Source organism: Mycolicibacterium hippocampi (genome assembly GCF_010723735.1).
GTDB lineage: Bacteria > Actinomycetota > Actinomycetes > Mycobacteriales > Mycobacteriaceae > Mycobacterium > Mycobacterium hippocampi.
Map to the genome: position 1 here is coordinate 3,470,467 of NZ_BLLB01000002.1, position 18,728 is coordinate 3,489,194.

The window sequence follows — 18,728 nt, forward strand, 5'->3', positions numbered from 1 at the left end:
GGGGGTAGTGCGTGCAGGAGTCCGAGCCGGCCGCTGATTTCGACGAGCTGCTGGCGATACTGCACCTGCAACGACTCGACGACGACACCTTCACCGGCGCCCATCCGAGCAAGAACCCCATCCGCACCTTCGGCGGTCAGATGATGGCGCAGGCGTTCGTCGCCGCCGGCCGCACCCTTGCCCACCCGCTGACGCCCAGCGCGCTGTCCGCGCATTTCATCGCAGGCGGCGACCCCACGCTCGACCTGGAGTTCCATGTCGTGCGGCTGCGCGACGAACGCCGTTTCGCCAACCGGCGCGTCGACGTCATGCAGAAGGGGCAGTTGCTGACCACCGCGCTGGTGTCCTACCTGGCCGGTGGCCGCGGTCTCGAACACGGTGCCGAAGTACCGTCGCCGGAGGATCCCGACGAACTGCCGCCGATCGACGAGTTGCTGCGCGGTTACGAGGATGTGGTGCCGCACTTCGCGAACGCGCTGCGCCCCATCGAGTGGCGCTACACCAACGACCCGGCCTGGGTGATGCGTGACAAGGGTGACCGGCTGACCTACAACCGGGTCTGGATGAAGGCCCGCGGCGTGATGCCCGACGATCCGGTGTTGCACGGCGCCGCGCTGGTGTACTCGTCGGACACCACGGTGCTCGACTCGATCATCACCACCCACGGATTGTCGTGGGGTCATGACCGCATCTTCGCCGTCACCACCAACCACTCGGTGTGGTTTCACCGGCCGCTGCGGTTCGACGACTGGGTGCTCTACTCGACGAGGTCACCGGTGGCTTCGGACTCCCGCGGTCTGGGGACCGGCCACTTCTACGACCGCTCCGGTCAGCCGCTGGCCACCGTCGTGCAGGAGGGAATCGTGAAGTACTTCCCGCCCAGGTCGAGTGCGCGACCTACGGCGTCGGGGTGACCGTGACGGAGAACTGGTCCTCCACCCGCTGGGTGAATTCGTTGGCGCAGTCGTCGATGGCCTGCTGATCGGAACCGGCCCGGGTCACACAGTCGATGTAGTCACCGCCGCCGACCTCGTTGAAGCCCCACACAGCGAAGGCGATCGCGGCGATGGACACCAGGATGCTCAGCGCGCCCAGGACGATCCCGGCGACCGCGATGCCGCCGTTGGTGGCCTCGCCGCGCTTGACCCGGCCCCGGCCCAGGAACCCGAGGATGATCGCCACGACTCCGAGGACGATGCCGCCGAAGACGGTGAACAGGCTGACGATCGCGACCACGAGTGACGCCACACCGAGGCCGTTCTTCGGCGCCGACGGGGCAGGTGGGGGATAGCCGCCGTACGAGCCGTAGGGCGGTGGCGGCGGGTAGCCGCCCGGGTACGCGCCGTACTGCGGAGGTGGAGGCGGCGGTTCGCTCATGCCGGTGAGATTACCCGTTGAGCAGCGAGGTCGACGGTGGTACAGACGGCTTCGCCGGGCAGGCGCTCGGGCAGGCAGTGGGTGGCCACGACCACGGTGCGGTCCGCGGGGAACATCGCTCCGGGAGTGAGGAGGTCGACCAGGATCTGGTCGGCATCGGAGCTGTCGAGGTGCTCGGTGGGTTCGTCCAGGAGCACGGTCGGCGCCGTCGACAGCAGCGCCCGCGCCAGCAGCAGCCGCCGACGTTGCCCCGCGGACACTGCCGCCGCGCCCCCGACGAGGACTGTGGACAACCCGTCGGGCAGCCCCTGCAACCACGTCCCGAGTCCGCTTTTGTGCAGTGCATCGCGTAGTTCTTCGTCGGAGGCGTCGCCGCGGGCGACGAGCAGGTTGTCGCGCACCGTGGTGGCGAACAGGTGCGCGTCCTCGGCGAAGAACACGCCCAGCGGGACGGTGCCGGGCAGCAGCCCCGCCGTCTGCATCAGCAGCGTGGTTTTGCCGCATCCGCTCGGTCCGACCACAGCGACCCGGGAGCCGGGCGTCAGCTCCAACGGCGCCACCACCGGGCGGCGACCGTCATCGGCGGGTCCCTGCAGTGCCAGCAGTCGCTGGGCCGCGATGCGTGCCCGGGTCAGCGCCATGGCCGCGCCGGGCAGCGCCGCAGTGGCTTCGAACGCCGACAGCGGCAGCAGCATCAGGATCGCGACGGTGGTCGGGGCCACAGCGTTCGACAGCCCGATGCCGGCGACCAGCGCACCGATCACGCTGACCCCGACTGCGGCGGTGGGCGCCGCAGCGGCTACCGCGGCGGGAGCGGCGGCACGGTCGATGGCGCGTCCCCACCGGCGTTGCTCGTCAGCGGACTCGGCGAGGACTCCGGCGAGCCGGCCGCTCACCCGCAACTCGGGGGCGTGCTCGAGGGCGAGCATCGCCGCGGTGTCCCGCCGCGCGTGATGCTCGACCGCCACCCTCTCGGCCGCCGCGGCGGCCCGCGCGGCCACCGCCGGCGCGAGTACCCCTGCGATCACCAGGCAGCCGCCCAGCACCACGGCCGCGCCCGCCGAGATCACGGCGATCACCCCGACGGCCGCCACACCGAGAACGGCGGCGACGCAGATCGGCACCACGGCGCGCACCAGCACGTCGGACAGGTCGTCGACGTTGGAACCGACCCGCGCCACCAGGTCACCGCTGTGCCGTCGCATGACGGCGTCCACCGGGCCGCCGGCGAGCCGGCTGAAGAGCTGCTCACGCGCGGTGCCCGCGGCGCGCAGGGCGGTGTCATGGGACGCCAGCCGCTCGCAGTAGCCCAGCACGCCACGCGAGATGCCCAGCGCGCGCACCGCCACCACGGCGACCGTCAGATGCAGCACCGGCGGCATCTCCCACGCCCTGGTGATCAGCCATGCGGCCACCCCGGCCAGCGCCAGCGCGCTGCCCAGCGATCCCACCCCGAACGCGACGGCCATCAGCACCCGGGGCAGTCGCGGCCGCAGCAGGGTCCAGGCCCGGGCCTCAAGACGCGACACGGACGGCTCCCAGGTCGATGACGTCGTCGCCGATCGCCAGCACCGGTTCGCGGTGCCCGACGACGACCACGGTGGCGCCGCCGGCAGCCCGTCGGGTGATGGCGCGCAGCACCCGATCCTCGGTCGGCGCGTCGAGGTGAGCGGTGGGTTCGTCGAGGAGCAGCACCGGTGCCGTGGAGCCGAGCACCCGAGCCAGCCCGAGCCGCTGCCGCTGGCCCAACGACAGCCCGACGCCTCCGCGTCCGATCACCGTCTGCAGCCCGTCGGGGAGTCCGGCAACGACGTCGTCGAAGCACGCCGCCCGGCAGGCCGCCATCAAATCGGGCAGCGGGCCGAACAGTTCCAGGTTCTCCCGCACGGTCCCGGGGATCAGCACAGGCCGCTGGGCCAGCCACCCGATCTCCGACCACCATCGCTGCAGATCCAGGTCGGCTACGTCAACACCGTTGACCCGCACGCCTCGCGCGGGTTCCAGCCCGAGGATCCCCTGCAGCAGCGTGGTCTTGCCGATTCCGTTCGGGCCGGTCAGCACCGTGACCCGCCCGGGCAGCGCCGCCCGATCGTCGATCTGCACCGTCACCGGCTCTACCACCACCTGCTTGCCCGCAGGCGCCGGGGCGGCCGTGTCGATGAACTCAAATGCGGCCTCCACCGCGGTTTTTCCGTCCTGAGACGAGTGGAACGCCGCACCGACGCGGCGCAGCGGCCAGAACACTTCCGGCGCGAGCAGCAGCGCAGTCAGGCCGGCCACCAAGGTCATGTCGCCGTACACCAGTCGCATGCCGACGCTGACCGCCACCAGCGCCACCCCGAGCGTCGCGAGCAGTTCGAGCACCAGCGCTGAGAGGAACGCGATCCGCATCGTCGCCATCGCCGAACGCCGATGCGCCTCACCCAGTTCGGCGATGCGGGCCACCGACCCCTGCGCGCGACCGAGCGCGCGCAGCGTGGGCAGACCGGCCACCAGGTCGAGAAGGCGGGACTGCAGCGTCGACATCGCGGTCAGCGCCGCCGCGGACCTCTCTGCGGTCGCCAGGCCGATCAGCACCATGAAGATCGGGATCAGCGGCAGCGCGATCAGCACGATCACCGCCGACTGCCAGTCGTACAGTGCGATCACCGCGGCGGTGGCCGGTGTCAGGATCGCGGCGAGGAACAGCGACGGCAGATATGTCGTGAAATACAACCGCAATCCGTCCAGCCCGCGGGTCACAACGACGGCGGCGTCGTCACGGCGGCGCGCGAGCTCACGCGGCGGCAGGGCGGTGGCGATGGTCAGCACCTGGTCGGTCAGATCGGCGATCACCGAGCTGGCGCCGCGCTGCGCGAGCCGGCCCTGCACCCACTGGACCAGGGTGCGAACCGTCCACAGCGCCGACAGGACGACGATGGGGCCGAGGTGCTGGTCGAGCTCACGGGAGGCGGGGTCGGTGATGACCCGGGCGACGATGCCGGCGAGCACCACCGCCGACGAAATGGTGCACGCCGCGGTCAGCACGCCGCACACCGTGGTGGCGACCAGGAAGCGACGCATCGCGCCAGAGACCCGCCACAGCCGCGGGTCGATAGGGGCTCGCGTGTTCTCTGTCAGGACCGGCGCCTCGACAATCCGATGGAGGCCGGTATGCCGTCGGCGCTGATCCGCTTGCGGAACACCCAGTAAGACCATGCCTGGTAACCGATCACCAGGGGGAGCAGGGCCAGCGACGCCCAGGTCATGATGCGCAGCGTGTACGGGGTCGATGAACCGTTCTCGATGGTGACGTTCCAGTCAGGGTCCAGCGTCGAGGGCAACAGGTTCGGGTACATCGAACCGAAGATCAGCACCGCCACCGCGGCGATGACGAGCACCATCGACGCGAAGGCCCAGCCTTCCCTGGTGCCGCGCCACACCAGGGCCACCGACGCCAGCAACGCCAGCACCGCCACCCCCAGCGCCAGCCACGTCCACGACTTCCCGTAGTCGAGCTGGGTCCACAGCCCGAACGCGCCGGCGAGCACGATCGCCGGGATGGACAACCCGCGGCCGAACCGCAAGGCATCGTCGCGAAGGACGCCGGAGGTCTTCAGCGCGATGAACACCGATCCGTAGAACGCGAACAACGAGGCGGTGGCGAGTCCGCCGAGTAGCGTGTACGGGGTGAGCACGTCACCGACACCGGCGAGGGACTGTCCGTCGGCGTCGATGGGAAGGCCGCGCAACAGGATCGCGAACGCCACCCCCCACAGGATGGCAGGCAGCCACGAACCCAGTGCGATGCCGATGTCAGCCCACCGCCGCCACTGCGGATCGTTGATCTTGCCGCGCCACTCGATTCCGACGATCCGCAAGATCATGCCGAAAAGGATTGCCAGCAAAGGAAGATATAGCGCCGAGAACAGCGTGGCGTACCAGTTGGGGAACGCTGCGAACATCGCGGCGCCGGCGGTGATCAGCCACACTTCGTTGGCGTCCCAGACGGGTCCGATGGTGTTTAGTACCGCGCGCCGGCGGTCGTCGGGTTCACCTTCTCCGCTCGAGCCCAGGGGTGCCATCAACATGCCCACCCCGAAGTCGAATCCCTCGAGCACCAGGAAGCCGAGGAACATCACGGCGATCAGATAGAACCACAGTTCGTGAAGTGGCACGGATCTCTCCTAGTAGGCGAACGACAACGGCGCGACGTCGTCCTTGTCGGGCGGTGTCGGCGGGGCGGGCTCTGAGTCGTGCTCCTGCGGGCCTTCGGTGACGTATCGACGCATCAGGTAGAACCACACCACCGCCAGCGCGCCGTAGAGCAGCGTGAAGAGCCCGAGCGAGAACAGCACTGTTCCGGCGGCGTTGTTGGACACGCCTTCCTGCACCGTCATTCGCACCATCTGGTCGCCCGTCGGGTTGGGCACCACCACCCACGGCTGCCGGCCCATCTCGGTGAAGATCCAGCCCGCGGAGCTCGCGAGGAACGGTGTCGGGATGGTGAGGATGCCCATCGTGCCGTACCACCGCTGGTCGGGTATCCGGCCCCGCCGGGTGAGCCACAGCGTCAACAGCGCGAACGCCACGGGAACCAGCAGTAGTCCGATCATCGCCCGGAACGCCCAGTAGGTGACGAACAGGTTGGGCCGGTAGTTCCCCGGTCCGAATTTCTGCTCTGCCTGCTGCTGGAGGTCCTCGACTCCTTCCAGGGTGACCCCCGAGAATTTGCTCTCGGCCAGGAACGGCAGTACGTAGGGCACCTCGATGACTCGGGTGATGCTGTCGCAGTTGTTGTGCGTGCCCACGGTCAGGATCGAGAAATCGGGGTCGGTTTCGGTGTGGCACAACGATTCCGCGGACGCCATCTTCATCGGTTGCTGAACGAACATCAGTTTGCCCTGCACGTCTCCGGTGGCCAGCAGGCTGATCGCGGCGAACAACGCGACGACGCTGCCGAGGATCGCCGCAGGGCGGTACATGGTTTGCGCCTCGACCCCCTCTCCGGCGCGGGAGCGGACCATCAGCCACGCGCAGACCCCCGCCACGAACGCGCCGGCGGTCAGCAGCGAAGCCCCGATGACGTGGAGGAACGCCCAGATCGCGGTGTTGTTGGTCAGCAGTGCACCGAAGTCGACGAGCTCGGCCCGACCGGACTCCGGATTGAATCTGGCGCCGACGGGATGCTGCATGAACGAGTTCGCGGCGATGATGAAGAACGCCGACGCGTTGACGCCGAACGCGACGATCCAGATGCATGCCAGGTGCACCAGCCGCGGAAGCCGGCTCCACCCGAAAATCCACAACCCGATGAAGGTGGACTCGAAGAAGAACGCGATCAGACCTTCGAAGGCCAGTGGCGCTCCGAAGATGTCACCGACGAACCGGGAGTACTCGCTCCAGTTCATGCCGAACTGGAACTCCTGCACGATGCCGGTGGCCACCCCGATCGCAAAGTTGATCAGGAACAGTTTCCCGAAGAACCGGGTCAAGCGATACCAGGCCGGGTTTCCGGTCGCCACCCACACGGTCTGCATGACCGCGATGAGAGGAGCCAGCCCGATCGTGAGCGGAACGAAGATGAAGTGATAGACGGTGGTGATACCGAACTGCCATCGAGACACGTCCAGTGCGTCCATGCGCCACTCCCAGGGCTCTACCGATCCACCTACTACATCTACGACAGAGTGTAGTAGCTATTCCGGCCAGGGGCGCTAGGGGCTTTTGGCCTCTTTATTCAGGCGATGAAGCCGCAACTTCTTCTTTCGGTTCCATCGGCCCGTCCGGTCGGTCCGACCCGGTCATCTTCTTGCTCGCCGCGCGGATGCCGAAGGCCGAGACCACCTCGAACACGCCGATCACGATGAGCCAGATGCCGACGACCATGGTCAGCGTCGCCAGCGACTCGAACGGCGAGGCCAGCAGGATCACCCCGGCGATCAGACTGATCACGCCGATGAAGACCTCCCACCAACGGCCGGGGAGAGTGGGATCGCTGATCGCCGACACCGCGGTCGCCACGCCACGGAAGATGAAGCCGATTCCGATCCAGATGGCCAGCAGCAGGATCGATTCCTGCAGGCTGCGGAAGCACAGGACCGCCAGGATGAGTGCCGCTGCGCCACTGACGAACAGCAGCACCCGGCCGCCGGCCGACACGTGGAGGCTGAACGCGAAGAACACCTGCGTGATACCGGTGATCAACAGGTAGGCGCCGAAGAAGATGGCAGCGACGACGATGGTGATGCCGGGCCAGGCCAGCACCATCACACCGAGGATTACGGCGAGCACCCCGGAAAACAGTGTGTTCTTCCACAGATGCTGCAACATGCTTGGGGGAGCGGCGGTTTCCATGCGCGAAGTGTCGCATACCGCCAGGGGGCCCCAGCCTGATTTCGCAGTACGGCTGTGATGTCTCAATGCGGTCGTTAATGTCTCGTTACCGGCGCTGCGCGTCGGGTCATCGGTCGTTAACGTCCTTGGCTGGGAAATGCGCGGGGACCCAGGCGCATGACGCTGACGACCCGAAGTAGAAAGTAGAGGCAACCGTGTTGGGTGAAATCCAAGACCGCCGGCCCAGGTTCTGGCGTATCGCGGCGGTGTTCGCCGCCACCGGCGCCCTGGCCCTTTCGGGTTGTTCGAGCAGCTCCGACACCAGCGATCCGTCGTCGCCGACCGAAGCCCCACAGGCCGAGACCGTCGACGCGATCGCACAGACCGTCCCCGAGGACATCCGGTCGGCGGGCACGCTGATCATCGGGGTGAACATCCCCTACGCCCCGAACGAGTTCAAGGATCCCGACGGCAAGATCGTCGGATTCGACGTCGACCTGATGAACGCGATTGCTGGCACCCTGGGGCTGACCCCGGAATACCGCGAGGCCGACTTCGCCAAGATCATCCCTTCCATCCAGGGCGGCACGTTCGACGTCGGGATGTCGTCGTTCACCGACAGCAAGGAGCGCGAGGAGCAGGTCGACTTCGTCACCTACTTCTCCGCGGGCACCCTGTGGGCGCAGCCCGTAGGTGGTGGCATCGATCCGGAGAACGCGTGCGGCAAGCGGGTCGCGGTGCAGGCCACGACGGTCCAGGAGACCGACGAACTGCCCGCCCGCAGCCAGAAGTGCACCGACGAAGGCCAGCCGCCGATCGAGATCGTCCCGTTCGACAGCCAGGATGCCGCCACCAACGCCGTGGTCCTCGGTCAGGCCGACGCGATGTCGGCGGATTCGCCGGTGACGCTGTATGCGATCAAACAGACCAACGGCAAGCTGGAGCAGGCCGGCGAGGTCTTCGATTCGGCGCCCTACGGGTGGCCGGTGGAGAAGGGCTCTCCGCTTGCCCAGTCGCTGTTGCAGGCGCTCGAGCATCTGATCGAGACCGGCACCTACGAGGAGATCGCGGCCAACTGGGGTCTCGAGGAGGGCATGATCGACAAGCCGGTCATCAACGGCGCGGTCTCCTGACCCGCCCGGGACCAGACACATGACCGATGTCGGCAAGCCGCCGGAAGCCATCGATGCCGTCCCGTTGCGTCACCCCTGGCGGTGGGTGGCGGCGGGCGTCATCATCGTGCTGGTCGGGCTGTTCCTGTACGGAGCCGCGACCAACCCGGCCTACGGGTGGTCGACCTACTCCGAGTACCTGTTCAACGAGCGGGTCCTGCTCGGGGTGTTCAACACCCTTCAGCTGACCGTCTACTCGATGGTGATCGGCATCGTCCTCGGGGTGGCGCTGACCGTGATGCGGCTGTCGTCCAACCCGGTGCTGGGCGCGGTGTCGTGGGTCTTCCTGTGGATCTTCCGCGGCACCCCGGTGTACGTGCAGTTGGCGTTCTGGGGGCTGTTCCCGACGATCTACCAGAACCTCCAGCTCGGGGTGCCGTTCGGGCCGTCGCTGTTCCAGTTCGACCTGCAGGCGCTGTCCATTCCGTTCGCGCTGGCGATCGTGGGACTGGCGCTGAACGAAGCCGCCTACATGGCCGAGATCATCCGTGCGGGCATCACCTCGGTGCCGGAAGGGCAGATGGAAGCGTCCACGGCGCTGGGCATGTCCTGGAGCATGGCGATGCGGCGCACGGTGCTGCCCCAGGCGATGCGGGTGATCATCCCGCCGACCGGAAACGAGGTCATCAGCCTGCTCAAGACCACGTCGCTGGTCACCGCGGTGCCGTACTCGTTCGACCTGTACAGCATCGCCACCCGGGAGATCGCCGCGCGGACCTTCGAGCCGGTACCACTTCTCATGGTGGCGGCCACCTGGTACCTCATCATCACCAGCGTTCTGATGGTCGGACAGTTCTACCTGGAACGGCACTTCTCCCGGGGTGCGTCCCGCAAGCTGACCACCAAGCAACTCGACGCGCTGGCCAAAGCGCAAGGAGGTGATGGCATGTGACCGCATCCGAATCGTCGAGGCCGATGGTCAAGGCCGAAGTCGTCTGCAAGGACTTCGGTGCCCTCAAGGTGCTCAAGGGCATCACACTCGAAGTGCAGAAAGGGCAGGTGCTGGTGTTGGTGGGACCCTCCGGGTCCGGCAAGTCCACCTTCCTGCGCTGCATCAACCACCTCGAAACCGTCACCGCGGGAAGGCTTTACGTCGACGGCGACCTGGTCGGATACCGGGAGCGCGGTGACAAGCTGTACGAGATGAAGCCGGGCGACGTCGCCAAACAGCGCCGTGAGGTCGGAATGGTGTTCCAGCACTTCAACCTGTTCCCGCACCGCACGGCGCTGGGCAACATCGTTGAGGCGCCCGTCCGTGTCAAGGGCGTCAAGAGGAGCGTCGCGGTGAAGCGGGGCAAGGACCTGCTGGAGCAGGTGGGGATGGCCGACAAGGCGGACGCCTACCCCGCGCAGTTGTCGGGCGGTCAGCAGCAGCGGGTGGCGATCGCGCGCGCTCTGGCGATGGATCCGAAGCTGATGCTGTTCGACGAACCCACTTCGGCGCTGGATCCCGAACTCGTTGGCGAGGTGCTGGCGGTGATGAAAACCCTCGCCTCCGAGGGTATGACGATGATGGTGGTCACCCACGAGATGGGCTTCGCGCGCGAGGTCGCCGACGAGGTGGTGTTCATGGACGCCGGCGTCGTGGTCGAGCGTGGGGACCCCGTCGAGATCATGGCCAACCCGCAACACGAACGGACGAAAGCGTTTCTCTCCAAGGTGATGTGACGCCTGACCCGGCCACACCGCTGTGGCGGGCCGCGCAGGTGTTCCGACTGCTCAGTTGCTTCTACGCGCTGGGCTTTCATCTTCTGAGCAGCCCGGACCTGGAGCATCCGGCGGCGGGTTGGGTGCTGTTCGCGGGGCTGATCGGGTTCAGCATCGCGTCCGCCGCCGCCTATCTAGAGGGCTTCGGGCGCCGTCCCGCTTGGGTGCTCACCGAGATCACCGTCGTGGTGGCGCTCATCTTGACGACCGAACTCGTCGCCTCCGATCAGTGGGTGGCGGACAACCAGTCCTTGCCGACGACACTGTGGGCGACCAACGCCACCATCTCCGCTGCGATCCAGTTCGGTCCGATCGGCGGGATGTTCACCGGTCTGCTGGTGATGGCGGCCAGCGCGGCGTTGAAGGGATACGTCCACATCGACCTGAGCCGAAACGCCACGATAGTCATCGAACTGGCGGTCGGACTGGCGGTCGGGATGGCGGCTCAGACAGCCCGGCGTGCGCATGCCGACCTGGAGCGTGCCGCCCGGCTTTCGGCGTCGCTCGAGGAGCGGGAACGGCTGTCCAGGCAGGTTCACGACGGCGCCATCCAGGTGCTGGCGTTGGTGGCGCGCCGGGGGCGGGAGATCGGCGGTGAGACTGCCCGACTGGCCGAGTTGGCCGGTGAGCAGGAACGTGCCCTGCGCCGACTGGTCAGTGCACGGGAAGCCGGACCGCCGGACGCGGCGACCTCGGACCTCGGGGCGCTGCTGCGCCGCCGGGCCTCCGACCGGGTGTCGGTCAGTGTGCCTGCCGATCCCGTTCTGCTCGACTCCGCGGTGGCGGACGAACTGTTCGCCGCGGTGTGCAACGCGCTCGACAACGCCGAGTTGCACGCCGGGCCGGCCGCCCACACGTACGTTCTCCTGGAGGACCTCGGTGATTCGGTGACGGTCAGCGTGCGCGACGACGGCGTCGGCATACCTGCCGACCGCCTCCAGGAAGCTGTCGACCAGGGCCGGGTCGGGATCGCGAAATCGATTGTGGGACGTATGAACTGGTTGGGTGGCCGGGCCGAGCTGAACACCGGTCCCGGATCCGGGACCGAATGGGAGTTGACAGTGCCGCGGAGTTCCCGGTGAGCGGGGGTGCGACGACAGTCATGGTCGTCGACGACCACCCGATCTGGCGGGACGCGGTCGCCAGGGACCTCGCCGCCGACGGTTTCGACGTGGTGGCGACCGCAGACGGGGTGGCCTCGGCGAAACGGCGCGCGGCGGTGGTAAGGCCGGAAGTGGTGGTGATGGACATGCGGTTGGCCGACGGCGACGGTGCACAGGCGACGGCCGAAGTGCTCGCGGTGTCCCCGTCCTCACACATCCTGGTGCTCTCGGCGTCCGATGAGCGTGACGACGTCCTCGAGGCCGTGAAGGCGGGTGCCCTCGGGTATCTGGTGAAGAGCGCCTCCAAGCAGGAGCTCGCCGACGCGGTCCGGGCCACCGCTGCCGGGCGGGCTGTTTTCACCCCCGGGCTGGCCGGCCTCGTGCTGGGCGAGTATCGCCGGATCGCCAGGGACTCCGCCGGATCGGCCGAGCCGGCGGTGCCGACCCTCACCGAGCGCGAGACCGAGGTGCTGCGCTACGTCGCCAAAGGGCTGACCGCCAAGCAGATCGCATCCCGGCTGTCGCTGAGTCACCGCACGGTGGAGAACCATGTCCAGGCCACGTTCCGCAAGCTGCAGATCGGCAACCGGGTGGAGTTGGCGCGCTACGCGATCGAACACGGCCTCGACGAGTAGCAGAGTAGTTGTACTCATCCGTAGTCGGGTTCCCGCTGCGACGATGACGGCATGACCGAACCGCACGCCGCTGTGATCAACCGGCTCTCCGGGGAGTTCGCCGCGATGTCCCACCAGTTCGCCAGGGTGTCCGCCGATCTCGCCGCGCTGGATCGGATTCTCGCCGGGGGCCCGGCGGTCCCGGCGCCGCCGGCGCAGTACCGGCCCCGCTACCAAGCGCCTGTGCCGCCCTTGCCACCCCCGCCGCCCATGCCACCCCCGCCGCCCAGGCCGCCGCAGCCGCCACGGGAGCGTTCGCAGGGCTGGATCGGCAAGCTGCTCGCGGTCGCCGGCGTCGCGGTCACGCTGGTCGGCGTCGTGCTGCTGTTGGTGCTCGCGGCGCAGGCCGGGATCCTGCGCCCCGAGTTCCGGGTCGCTGCCGGAGCCATGCTGGCGGCGGGCCTGGTCGGCGCGGCATGGTGGCTGGACTCCCGGCCCGGTGGGCGCGTCGGGGCGATCGCGCTGGCCGCCACCGGCATCGCCGCGGCGTACATGGATGTCATCGCCGTCACGACGATCTACGGCTGGGTCTCCGCGCCGGCGGGACTCGTCCTCGCCGTGGTGATCGCCGGCGGCGGTCTGGCCCTGGCACGCCGGTGGGATTCCGAACATCTCGGCCTGCTGGTGGTGGTGCCCTTGATCGGTCTGGCGCCCGTCGTCACCGACGGTGTCACCCTTCTGCTCATCGGGTTCATGCTCGCCCTGTCCGCGGTGTCGGTGCCGGCGCAACTGGGTAGGGACTGGATCTGGTTGCACGTCGCACGGATCGCCGCCATGGTCTTGCCCCTTTTGGCGGCGCTCGGAGCGCGCGCCTTCGACTCGGGTGAGGACCTGTCGCTGGCTGCGGCGTGCGCGATCGCGGCGGTGGTGAGCCTCGGCGCTGCGTTGATCCTGCTTCCGGGTACGGCCAACCGCACAGCGATGGCGTTGCTGACCGTGGCCGGGGTGACACCGGTGTTGGGTGTGGTCCTCGCGGTGGACCACGTCATCGCGGCGTTGATGGCCGGTGCGTTGTCGGCGGCACTGCTGGCGATCGTGCTTGTCGGGGAACGCTTTCCGGGGGTGCCCGGTGTGGTGCGGCGGGTGTTCTCCGCGACGTCCGCGGTCGCCGCTCTGATCGCCGTCACCGTGGCGTTCGACGGCCCGGTCGCCGCCCCGGTGCTGCTGGCGATGGCCGTGGTGGTGGCGGTGGCGGGGCGCAGTGACCATGTGGCGCGTTGGGCGGCGACCGGCTTCGCGATCGTCGGCGCCGCACTGCAGTCCGGGTACGCGCCGCCGAGCGCGCTGCTCGAGCCGACCGTGCTCGCCACCGCCTCGGCCATTTCGACGTTGGTCTCCAGCATCCTGCTGGCCGCGTGCGCGGTGGTGATCGTGTGGTCGTGGAGAACCACGGCGCACGCGCTGTGGGTCGGTGCCGTCGTGGTGATCGTCTATGCCGTCACGTTGTTCACCGTCACCGCAGGCACCCTGGTCGGCGGTGACGACGACCTCGGCTTCTACGCCGGCCACATGGCGGCGACCATCTGCTGGATCGTGATGGCGGCGGGGTTGTTCGGTTACGCCGCTCGCCGGCCGCGCACCGAGCGCTCGGTGCCGATCGCCGGGGGATTGGGGCTGGTTGCCGCCGCGATGGCGAAGCTGTTCCTGTTCGACCTGGGCACCCTGGACGGCATCTTCCGGGTCGCGGTGTTCATCGTCGTCGGGCTGATTCTGCTGGGCATGGGTGCGGGCTACGCCCGCCTGCTGGAGAAACAGGACCACGCTATGACGCAGATCACCCCATAGATTGGATCGATTCCAGATTATGGTTCGTTGGGTTGAGTATGGCTACAACAACGAACGTGCGTAGGACAGAGGCCGAGATCGCGGGCTTCCAGGCTTCACCGGAACTCAGCGCCGCGCTGCAGCAGGTGCTGGTCGACCTCATCGAGCTGCACCTGCAGGGTAAGCAGGCGCACTGGAACGTCGTCGGCACCAACTTCCGCGACCTGCACCTCCAGCTCGACGAGGTCGTCGACTTCGCCCGTGAAGCCAGCGACACCGTCGCCGAACGGATGCGGGCACTGGACTCGGTGCCGGACGGTCGGTCGGACACCGTGGCGGCGAGCACCTCGTTGCCGGAGTTTCCCGCCTACGAGCGGAGCACCGGCGAGGTCGTCGACCTGATCACCGGTCGCGTTTATGCGGCGGTGGACACGCTGCGGTCGGTCCACGACACGGTGGACGCCGAGGATCCGAGCACTGCGGACATCCTGCACCAGCTCATCGACGGACTGGAGAAGTTGGCGTGGCTGCTGAAGTCGGAGAACCGGAAGGTGTGACGACCTGGGCCCGGTGGCCGACCAGGTACCAGGTGCGCATCATGCCCTTGCCCTTGATGTCGACGTGGCCGCGCTCCTCGAGCACAAACGAGTCGTGCAGCCGCTCATAGACGTTGTCGGGCACCTGGATTCGTCCTTCGACGTCGGTGGTCTCCATGCGGGCCGCGACGTTCACCGCGTCGCCCCACACGTCGTAGAAGAATTTCCTGGCGCCGACGACGCCGGCGACGACGGGCCCTGCGGCCATGCCGATGCGTAGCGGTACGTCGCGGCCCTGGGCGTCCTTGAGGTCGGCGACGGCGTGGGCCATGTCCAGCGCCAGCGATGCCAGCGCCTCCAGGTGGTCAGCGCGGGGGATGGGCACGCCGCTGACCACCATGTAGGAATCGCCGCTGGTCTTTACCTTCTCCAGGCCGTGCTGGTCGACGAGTGCGTCCAGGTCGGTATAGAGCCGGTCGAGGAACCGGACGAGCTCCGCGGGCGCGGTGTCGCTGGCGCGTTTGGTGTAGCCGGCGATGTCGGCGAACAGAATCGACGCGTCGTCGTACTTGTCGGCGATGACGGTGCGCGACGGATCCTTCAACCGGGCGGCGATCGTCGCGGGCAGGATGTTGGCCAGCAGCTGTTCGGAGCGCTGGTATTCGGCTTCCATCGCCGCTTCCGCCCGTTCGATCTCGCGCAGCGTGTACCAGATGGTGGCGATGATCATCACTGCCGAAGTGGCCACCGCGGTGATGAACCCGGCGGTCAACGTCCACGGTGGTCCCAGCCCCCGGTTGTGCGGCACGGTCAGCTCCAGCGCGACCGTCATCGCCACCCCGATGGCGGCGATCACCGCGGTCAGCACGATGCGCTCGATGCCGAGGATCAGCACCGCCAGTGATGCGGCGACCAGGGTGTAGAACTGCAGTCCCGAGCCGGTCCCGATGGTGAAGCAGATGAAGCCGACCGATACGTAGGCGAACCCGACGAACGTCAGGGGTGCGACCAGCTCGCCGAAGCGGCACAGTCGCGGGATCGCCAGGAAGACCAGGCCGCAGAACAGGTTGACGGCCCCCAGCCACCACAGCGCTCCGCCCATGGCCAGCTGGAACACCCCGAAACCGATCGAGACCGCGGCCGCGATCCAGCCGGCGATCTTGAGCACCCGCAGCCGGCGCCCGATCCGGTCGTCGCGGTGGTGGCTCGGAGACCAGGCGCTGTTGCCCAGCGCCACGTCGGGGACACATACGGGTCGCACCTTGACCACTGCCGGAGCCTATCGCCCGACGGCCTTTGACCTGTGCGTTTTGCGGTGCCCTCGGTGAGATTCGAACTCACACTGCACGGGTTTTGAAATGGTGTTTTCAGTAAAACCCCAGGTCGTGGGTGTTTGGTGCCAATGGTGGCGAGTGGTGGACGGGGGAGTGTTTTGGCTGATCAAAGCACTCATTGTCCGTTTGTCACCGGTGGTCGCTAGGTGGCGCAGCGTAGTGCCGTGCGGACTGTGTGCGGACTGGCGCTGACTCTGTGCGGACTGGGTTAGGCGGGCGCAGGGTACACGCGATGTACGTTAAAACTGTTGCAGCACAACGTATCTAGCCGTTGACGGGCCTCGCTGCGGGCTGTACCGTTCCGCCCAATGACGCACACACTGGCCATCAACCATCCGGCACTGACGGAGCTTCGCGCGTCCACCCGCACAACCACAAACGAGGCGCTCGCCCGCGCTATCGGCGTAGACACGTCCACGGTGTCGCGTGTCCTCGCCGGTACGGCAGCACCCGGTCCCAGGTTCATCGCGGGTGTGCTGCTGACGTTCGGCACTGCCCGTTTCTCCGACGTGTTCACTATTCGCAACGCGGTGGACTAGCGATTGAGTGGCGCGGGTCCGGGTGGAGGCCAGTCAACCCCACCCGGACCCTAAAGTCCACGCCGTTGGCTGTTCCTTGCAGCAACCACGCGGGCCCAAGCCGCTAAGAAGTGCCGGTAAATAAAGAAACCCGGCAGCGGCCCGCCTGTTCGTTCCGCTATCGGGCGCGTTCCCGATATCGGTTAAGGACGTGAAGCTCCGACGTGCTCCACTGCGCTGCGTGATTAGCGGAGTACGTGACGCGGAACGGTCCCATTGTCTGTTCGTCTGTGATCTGCGACGGGTCCGCGATAAGCCGCGCTGACGCGGTCAAGATGACAGCCCTCAAGTCGGCGGTCGGAACGCCATCGACGAAGCCCCGCCCGCGTGTGTAGCTGGCCGCGAGCGCCGCGACGACGTTGAGTACAGCCGTGGCCTGCCCAGCGTCAATGTCGCGCCCCACCAACGCCGTCAAATCACTAGCTGTCGGCGCGGCCACGACTACGGTCCAGCCGGAACCGTCAGCAGTGTTACAGCCTTGGGCTGCAACAGTGCCGTGTCGAAACGGCTCACGACGCGGATGCCGACGCTGTCGTAGTCGCCCCACGTCTCCGTCAGAATCTTGACCTCGGAGTCAACGTCGCGGGCCACGATGACCTTGGAGAAGTCAACGACGGCAACGGTGTCCGCTGGCACGTTGTTCGTGATGATGACAGGCAGGCCGAACAGGTTGTACCGGCTGGCCGCGTACGCCGCTGCGGGATCGAACAGGTAACGCGCATCGGTGCTGCCCACCTTGAGCTTGCGAAACTGCGTGAACGTCGCACTTCGCATCGCAAGGTGAGAAGGCTGAACATAGTTGCCGAGGGCGGTGTCGATACCGTCGATCAGTGAATCGGGGTCCGTGAGGTCCAGGTCGCCGGTCGCGATACCCGAAGCCTTGAGGATGCCCTCAACGCTGTCAGAGGTGCCCACGCCGTTCCACAGAGCTGCGTCGAGCGCGTTCGCAATGTCGGTGATCAGACGGGTACGCAACGTCGCCTCAAGCGCCACGACAGACTGCCGAAGAAGCTCATTGGACACCCGGACGAGGACCTTAAGGCCCTTAAGCGCTGACGGTAGAAGCGTGACCTCGTCAAAGGTCACGTCGCCGTCGCTGATCTGCCCACCGGCTGCCACGAAAGCGGCGGTCGCGCCACCAGAGATGCGCGGCACCCGCAGCGGGTTCGGGGTATCCACGATCTGCGGACCAGCCGCCAAGAAAGTTGAAGCCTGCTCCAAAGGTCCGACCAGAATGTCGGCAACCTCGTTAGTGAGCAGCGTGCCATTACCGCTAGGAATTTCAATAGCCATATTCTTTTGTCCTTATTCAATTGTTTATTAAGTTGTGTTTAGAATACTCGTCACCGGGACGGGTTTTGATCAATTGCGCACCTGGCGCGTTTAGCCGCTTACCGCTTCAAGCTGATAAACGACCACCCCAAAATCGTGACCTGTCAAAGGGTGGCAACCGTCCCACAACGCTGGACTAACCACCGTGAATGTCTGCCCGTCCGTCCGGGTTACGCGGTCACTCTTGCGGAGGTCCACACCCTTAACGGCGTACAGCTCCGCGCTGCCCTTGCTGGACTCTGCGCGCTGGTTTCGGGTCCGGGACCACGTTCCCCACGACAGCGCACCTGAGATTGAGTGTGTGCCCGTGGTTTCCCGGTTGCCCAAGCTGTTGGTACTGCCACGGGTCACGGTGAGGGTTTCCCCAATCATCGTGCACTCTTAAGCAATCTCAACAGGCTGACGCCGGTTTCAGCGCCACCACGGGCACCCTGCCCGGCGTCACCTTTAACGACGCGCTTAGCCATGTAAGGCCGGTCGCTAAGCAGCGCATCGAGCGCTGCACTTAGCTTGCTGTCGTCGTCCAGGTGCCCGGCGTCGAATGCGAGATCGTCGGGGTTCTCCAACCGTGCTGTTGCCGTGACCAGTTCGCGGTGGAGACGCCTAGCCAATGTCTCGGCGCGTTGCTCAGCAGCCTTCACGTGCTCTCGGAATCCCGCTGATTCTTTACGCAATTCCTCAACATATTCGCGAGGGAATGTGTCACTGCCGGAACCATCGGCTTTGTCGTCTGGCTGCGATTCTGCCGCACCATTAACTGTTTCGACGGGCACCGTATCCGGCTGGTCTAATTCGTTGGAGTCTGCGCCATCTAGGCCAGAATTATCGTCACTCAT

18 protein-coding genes are annotated in these 18,728 nt (G+C 66.9%); 9 read left to right on the forward strand and 9 right to left on the reverse strand.

Annotation, left to right across the window (positions count from 1 at the left end; translation table 11 throughout):
- Window positions 1-11: 11 nt before the first annotated feature.
- Window positions 12-914, forward strand: a complete 903-nt coding sequence (locus G6N53_RS17815; RefSeq protein WP_163890564.1) for an acyl-CoA thioesterase II — start codon at window positions 12-14, stop codon at window positions 912-914.
- On the opposite strand, the gene G6N53_RS17820 is transcribed toward G6N53_RS17815, so the two are convergent.
- The 6 genes from G6N53_RS17820 to G6N53_RS17845 form a co-directional block, all read right to left on the reverse strand.
- On the reverse strand, window positions 898-1,377 hold the full coding sequence (locus G6N53_RS17820) for a DUF4190 domain-containing protein (RefSeq protein ID WP_163890566.1): 480 nt from the start codon (window positions 1,375-1,377) through the stop codon (window positions 898-900). The two genes, G6N53_RS17815 and G6N53_RS17820, sit on opposite strands and share 17 nt — an antisense overlap.
- Window positions 1,374-2,846, reverse strand: coding sequence for an ATP-binding cassette domain-containing protein (locus G6N53_RS17825; protein ID WP_163896033.1), 1,473 nt, complete (start codon window positions 2,844-2,846; stop codon window positions 1,374-1,376). Before G6N53_RS17825 ends, G6N53_RS17820 begins: the two co-directional genes overlap by 4 nt.
- Window positions 2,847-2,892: 46 nt before the next feature.
- Window positions 2,893-4,440, reverse strand: coding sequence for a thiol reductant ABC exporter subunit CydD (gene cydD / locus G6N53_RS17830; RefSeq protein WP_163890568.1), 1,548 nt, complete (start codon window positions 4,438-4,440; stop codon window positions 2,893-2,895).
- Window positions 4,441-4,493: 53 nt separating this feature from the next.
- Complete coding sequence (gene cydB, locus G6N53_RS17835; protein ID WP_163890570.1) at window positions 4,494-5,534, reverse strand: cytochrome d ubiquinol oxidase subunit II; 1,041 nt, start codon at window positions 5,532-5,534, stop codon at window positions 4,494-4,496.
- A 9-nt stretch (window positions 5,535-5,543) separates the two neighbouring features.
- On the reverse strand, window positions 5,544-6,998 hold the full coding sequence (locus G6N53_RS17840; RefSeq protein WP_163890572.1) for a cytochrome ubiquinol oxidase subunit I: 1,455 nt from the start codon (window positions 6,996-6,998) through the stop codon (window positions 5,544-5,546).
- A 94-nt stretch (window positions 6,999-7,092) separates the two neighbouring features.
- The gene (locus G6N53_RS17845; protein ID WP_163890574.1) at window positions 7,093-7,713 is read right to left on the reverse strand and encodes an HdeD family acid-resistance protein; all 621 of its coding nucleotides are present in this window, start codon (window positions 7,711-7,713) and stop codon (window positions 7,093-7,095) included.
- Between the two features lie 194 nt (window positions 7,714-7,907).
- Here G6N53_RS17845 and G6N53_RS17850 point away from each other — a divergent pair, with 194 nt between their 5' ends.
- Genes G6N53_RS17850 through G6N53_RS17880 form a run of 7 tightly spaced genes read left to right on the forward strand, consistent with a single transcriptional unit; the run spans window position 7,908 to window position 14,669 of the window.
- A complete protein-coding gene (locus G6N53_RS17850; RefSeq protein WP_163890576.1) occupies window positions 7,908-8,825 on the forward strand; it encodes an ABC transporter substrate-binding protein in 918 nt (305 codons plus the stop codon).
- A gap of 19 nt (window positions 8,826-8,844) precedes the next feature.
- Window positions 8,845-9,756, forward strand: coding sequence for an amino acid ABC transporter permease (locus G6N53_RS17855; RefSeq protein ID WP_163890578.1), 912 nt, complete (start codon window positions 8,845-8,847; stop codon window positions 9,754-9,756).
- 23 nt (window positions 9,757-9,779) lie between these two features.
- Window positions 9,780-10,532 carry an amino acid ABC transporter ATP-binding protein gene (locus tag G6N53_RS17860; RefSeq protein ID WP_163896035.1) on the forward strand — a complete coding sequence of 251 codons (753 nt, stop codon included), beginning with the start codon at window positions 9,780-9,782 and terminating at the stop codon, window positions 10,530-10,532.
- Entirely contained in the window at window positions 10,529-11,653 is a 1,125-nt protein-coding gene (macS, locus tag G6N53_RS17865) for a MacS family sensor histidine kinase (RefSeq protein ID WP_237166560.1), read from the forward strand. Before G6N53_RS17860 ends, macS begins: the two co-directional genes overlap by 4 nt.
- Before the next feature lie 20 nt (window positions 11,654-11,673).
- Window positions 11,674-12,309, forward strand: a complete 636-nt coding sequence (locus G6N53_RS17870) for a LuxR C-terminal-related transcriptional regulator (protein WP_205390577.1) — start codon at window positions 11,674-11,676, stop codon at window positions 12,307-12,309.
- Window positions 12,310-12,360: 51 nt separating this feature from the next.
- Complete coding sequence (locus tag G6N53_RS17875; protein ID WP_163890582.1) at window positions 12,361-14,133, forward strand: DUF2339 domain-containing protein; 1,773 nt, start codon at window positions 12,361-12,363, stop codon at window positions 14,131-14,133.
- A gap of 38 nt (window positions 14,134-14,171) precedes the next feature.
- Window positions 14,172-14,669: a Dps family protein gene (locus G6N53_RS17880; protein ID WP_163890584.1), complete on the forward strand. Its 498-nt coding sequence runs from the start codon at window positions 14,172-14,174 to the stop codon at window positions 14,667-14,669.
- On the opposite strand, the gene G6N53_RS17885 is transcribed toward G6N53_RS17880, so the two are convergent.
- Window positions 14,611-15,909, reverse strand: a complete 1,299-nt coding sequence (locus G6N53_RS17885) for an adenylate/guanylate cyclase domain-containing protein (RefSeq protein ID WP_163896039.1) — start codon at window positions 15,907-15,909, stop codon at window positions 14,611-14,613. The two genes, G6N53_RS17880 and G6N53_RS17885, sit on opposite strands and share 59 nt — an antisense overlap.
- 381 nt (window positions 15,910-16,290) lie before the next feature.
- Between G6N53_RS17885 and G6N53_RS17890 the strand changes: the two genes are divergently transcribed.
- A complete protein-coding gene (locus tag G6N53_RS17890) occupies window positions 16,291-16,521 on the forward strand; it encodes a helix-turn-helix domain-containing protein (protein ID WP_163890586.1) in 231 nt (76 codons plus the stop codon).
- Between the two features lie 480 nt (window positions 16,522-17,001).
- Here G6N53_RS17890 and G6N53_RS17895 read toward each other — a convergent pair whose 3' ends face one another.
- Together G6N53_RS17895 and G6N53_RS17900 are read right to left on the reverse strand one after the other, a co-directional pair.
- Entirely contained in the window at window positions 17,002-17,853 is an 852-nt protein-coding gene (locus tag G6N53_RS17895) for a phage major capsid protein (RefSeq protein ID WP_163890588.1), read from the reverse strand.
- 407 nt (window positions 17,854-18,260) lie between these two features.
- Window positions 18,261-18,728, reverse strand: a complete 468-nt coding sequence (locus tag G6N53_RS17900; RefSeq protein ID WP_163890590.1) for a hypothetical protein — start codon at window positions 18,726-18,728, stop codon at window positions 18,261-18,263.

Excerpts from the sequence above, each read along its gene's own strand:
- G6N53_RS17845 (WP_163890574.1), bottom strand. The coding sequence starts at position 7,713 with ATGGAAACCGCCGCTCCCCCAAGCATGTTGCAGCATCTGTGGAAGAAC.
- cydD (WP_163890568.1), bottom strand. The coding sequence starts at position 4,440 with ATGCGTCGCTTCCTGGTCGCCACCACGGTGTGCGGCGTGCTGACCGCG.
- G6N53_RS17900 (WP_163890590.1), bottom strand. The coding sequence starts at position 18,728 with ATGAGTGACGATAATTCTGGCCTAGATGGCGCAGACTCCAACGAATTA.
- G6N53_RS17820 (WP_163890566.1), bottom strand. The coding sequence starts at position 1,377 with ATGAGCGAACCGCCGCCTCCACCTCCGCAGTACGGCGCGTACCCGGGC.
- G6N53_RS17840 (WP_163890572.1), bottom strand. The coding sequence starts at position 6,998 with ATGGACGCACTGGACGTGTCTCGATGGCAGTTCGGTATCACCACCGTC.
- G6N53_RS17855 (WP_163890578.1), top strand. The coding sequence starts at position 8,845 with ATGACCGATGTCGGCAAGCCGCCGGAAGCCATCGATGCCGTCCCGTTG.
- G6N53_RS17875 (WP_163890582.1), top strand. The coding sequence starts at position 12,361 with ATGACCGAACCGCACGCCGCTGTGATCAACCGGCTCTCCGGGGAGTTC.
- G6N53_RS17880 (WP_163890584.1), top strand. The coding sequence starts at position 14,172 with ATGGCTACAACAACGAACGTGCGTAGGACAGAGGCCGAGATCGCGGGC.
- G6N53_RS17895 (WP_163890588.1), bottom strand. The coding sequence starts at position 17,853 with ATGGCTATTGAAATTCCTAGCGGTAATGGCACGCTGCTCACTAACGAG.
- G6N53_RS17890 (WP_163890586.1), top strand. The coding sequence starts at position 16,291 with ATGACGCACACACTGGCCATCAACCATCCGGCACTGACGGAGCTTCGC.
- G6N53_RS17870 (WP_205390577.1), top strand. The coding sequence starts at position 11,674 with ATGGTCGTCGACGACCACCCGATCTGGCGGGACGCGGTCGCCAGGGAC.
- G6N53_RS17825 (WP_163896033.1), bottom strand. The coding sequence starts at position 2,846 with ATGGCCGTCGCGTTCGGGGTGGGATCGCTGGGCAGCGCGCTGGCGCTG.
- G6N53_RS17860 (WP_163896035.1), top strand. The coding sequence starts at position 9,780 with ATGGTCAAGGCCGAAGTCGTCTGCAAGGACTTCGGTGCCCTCAAGGTG.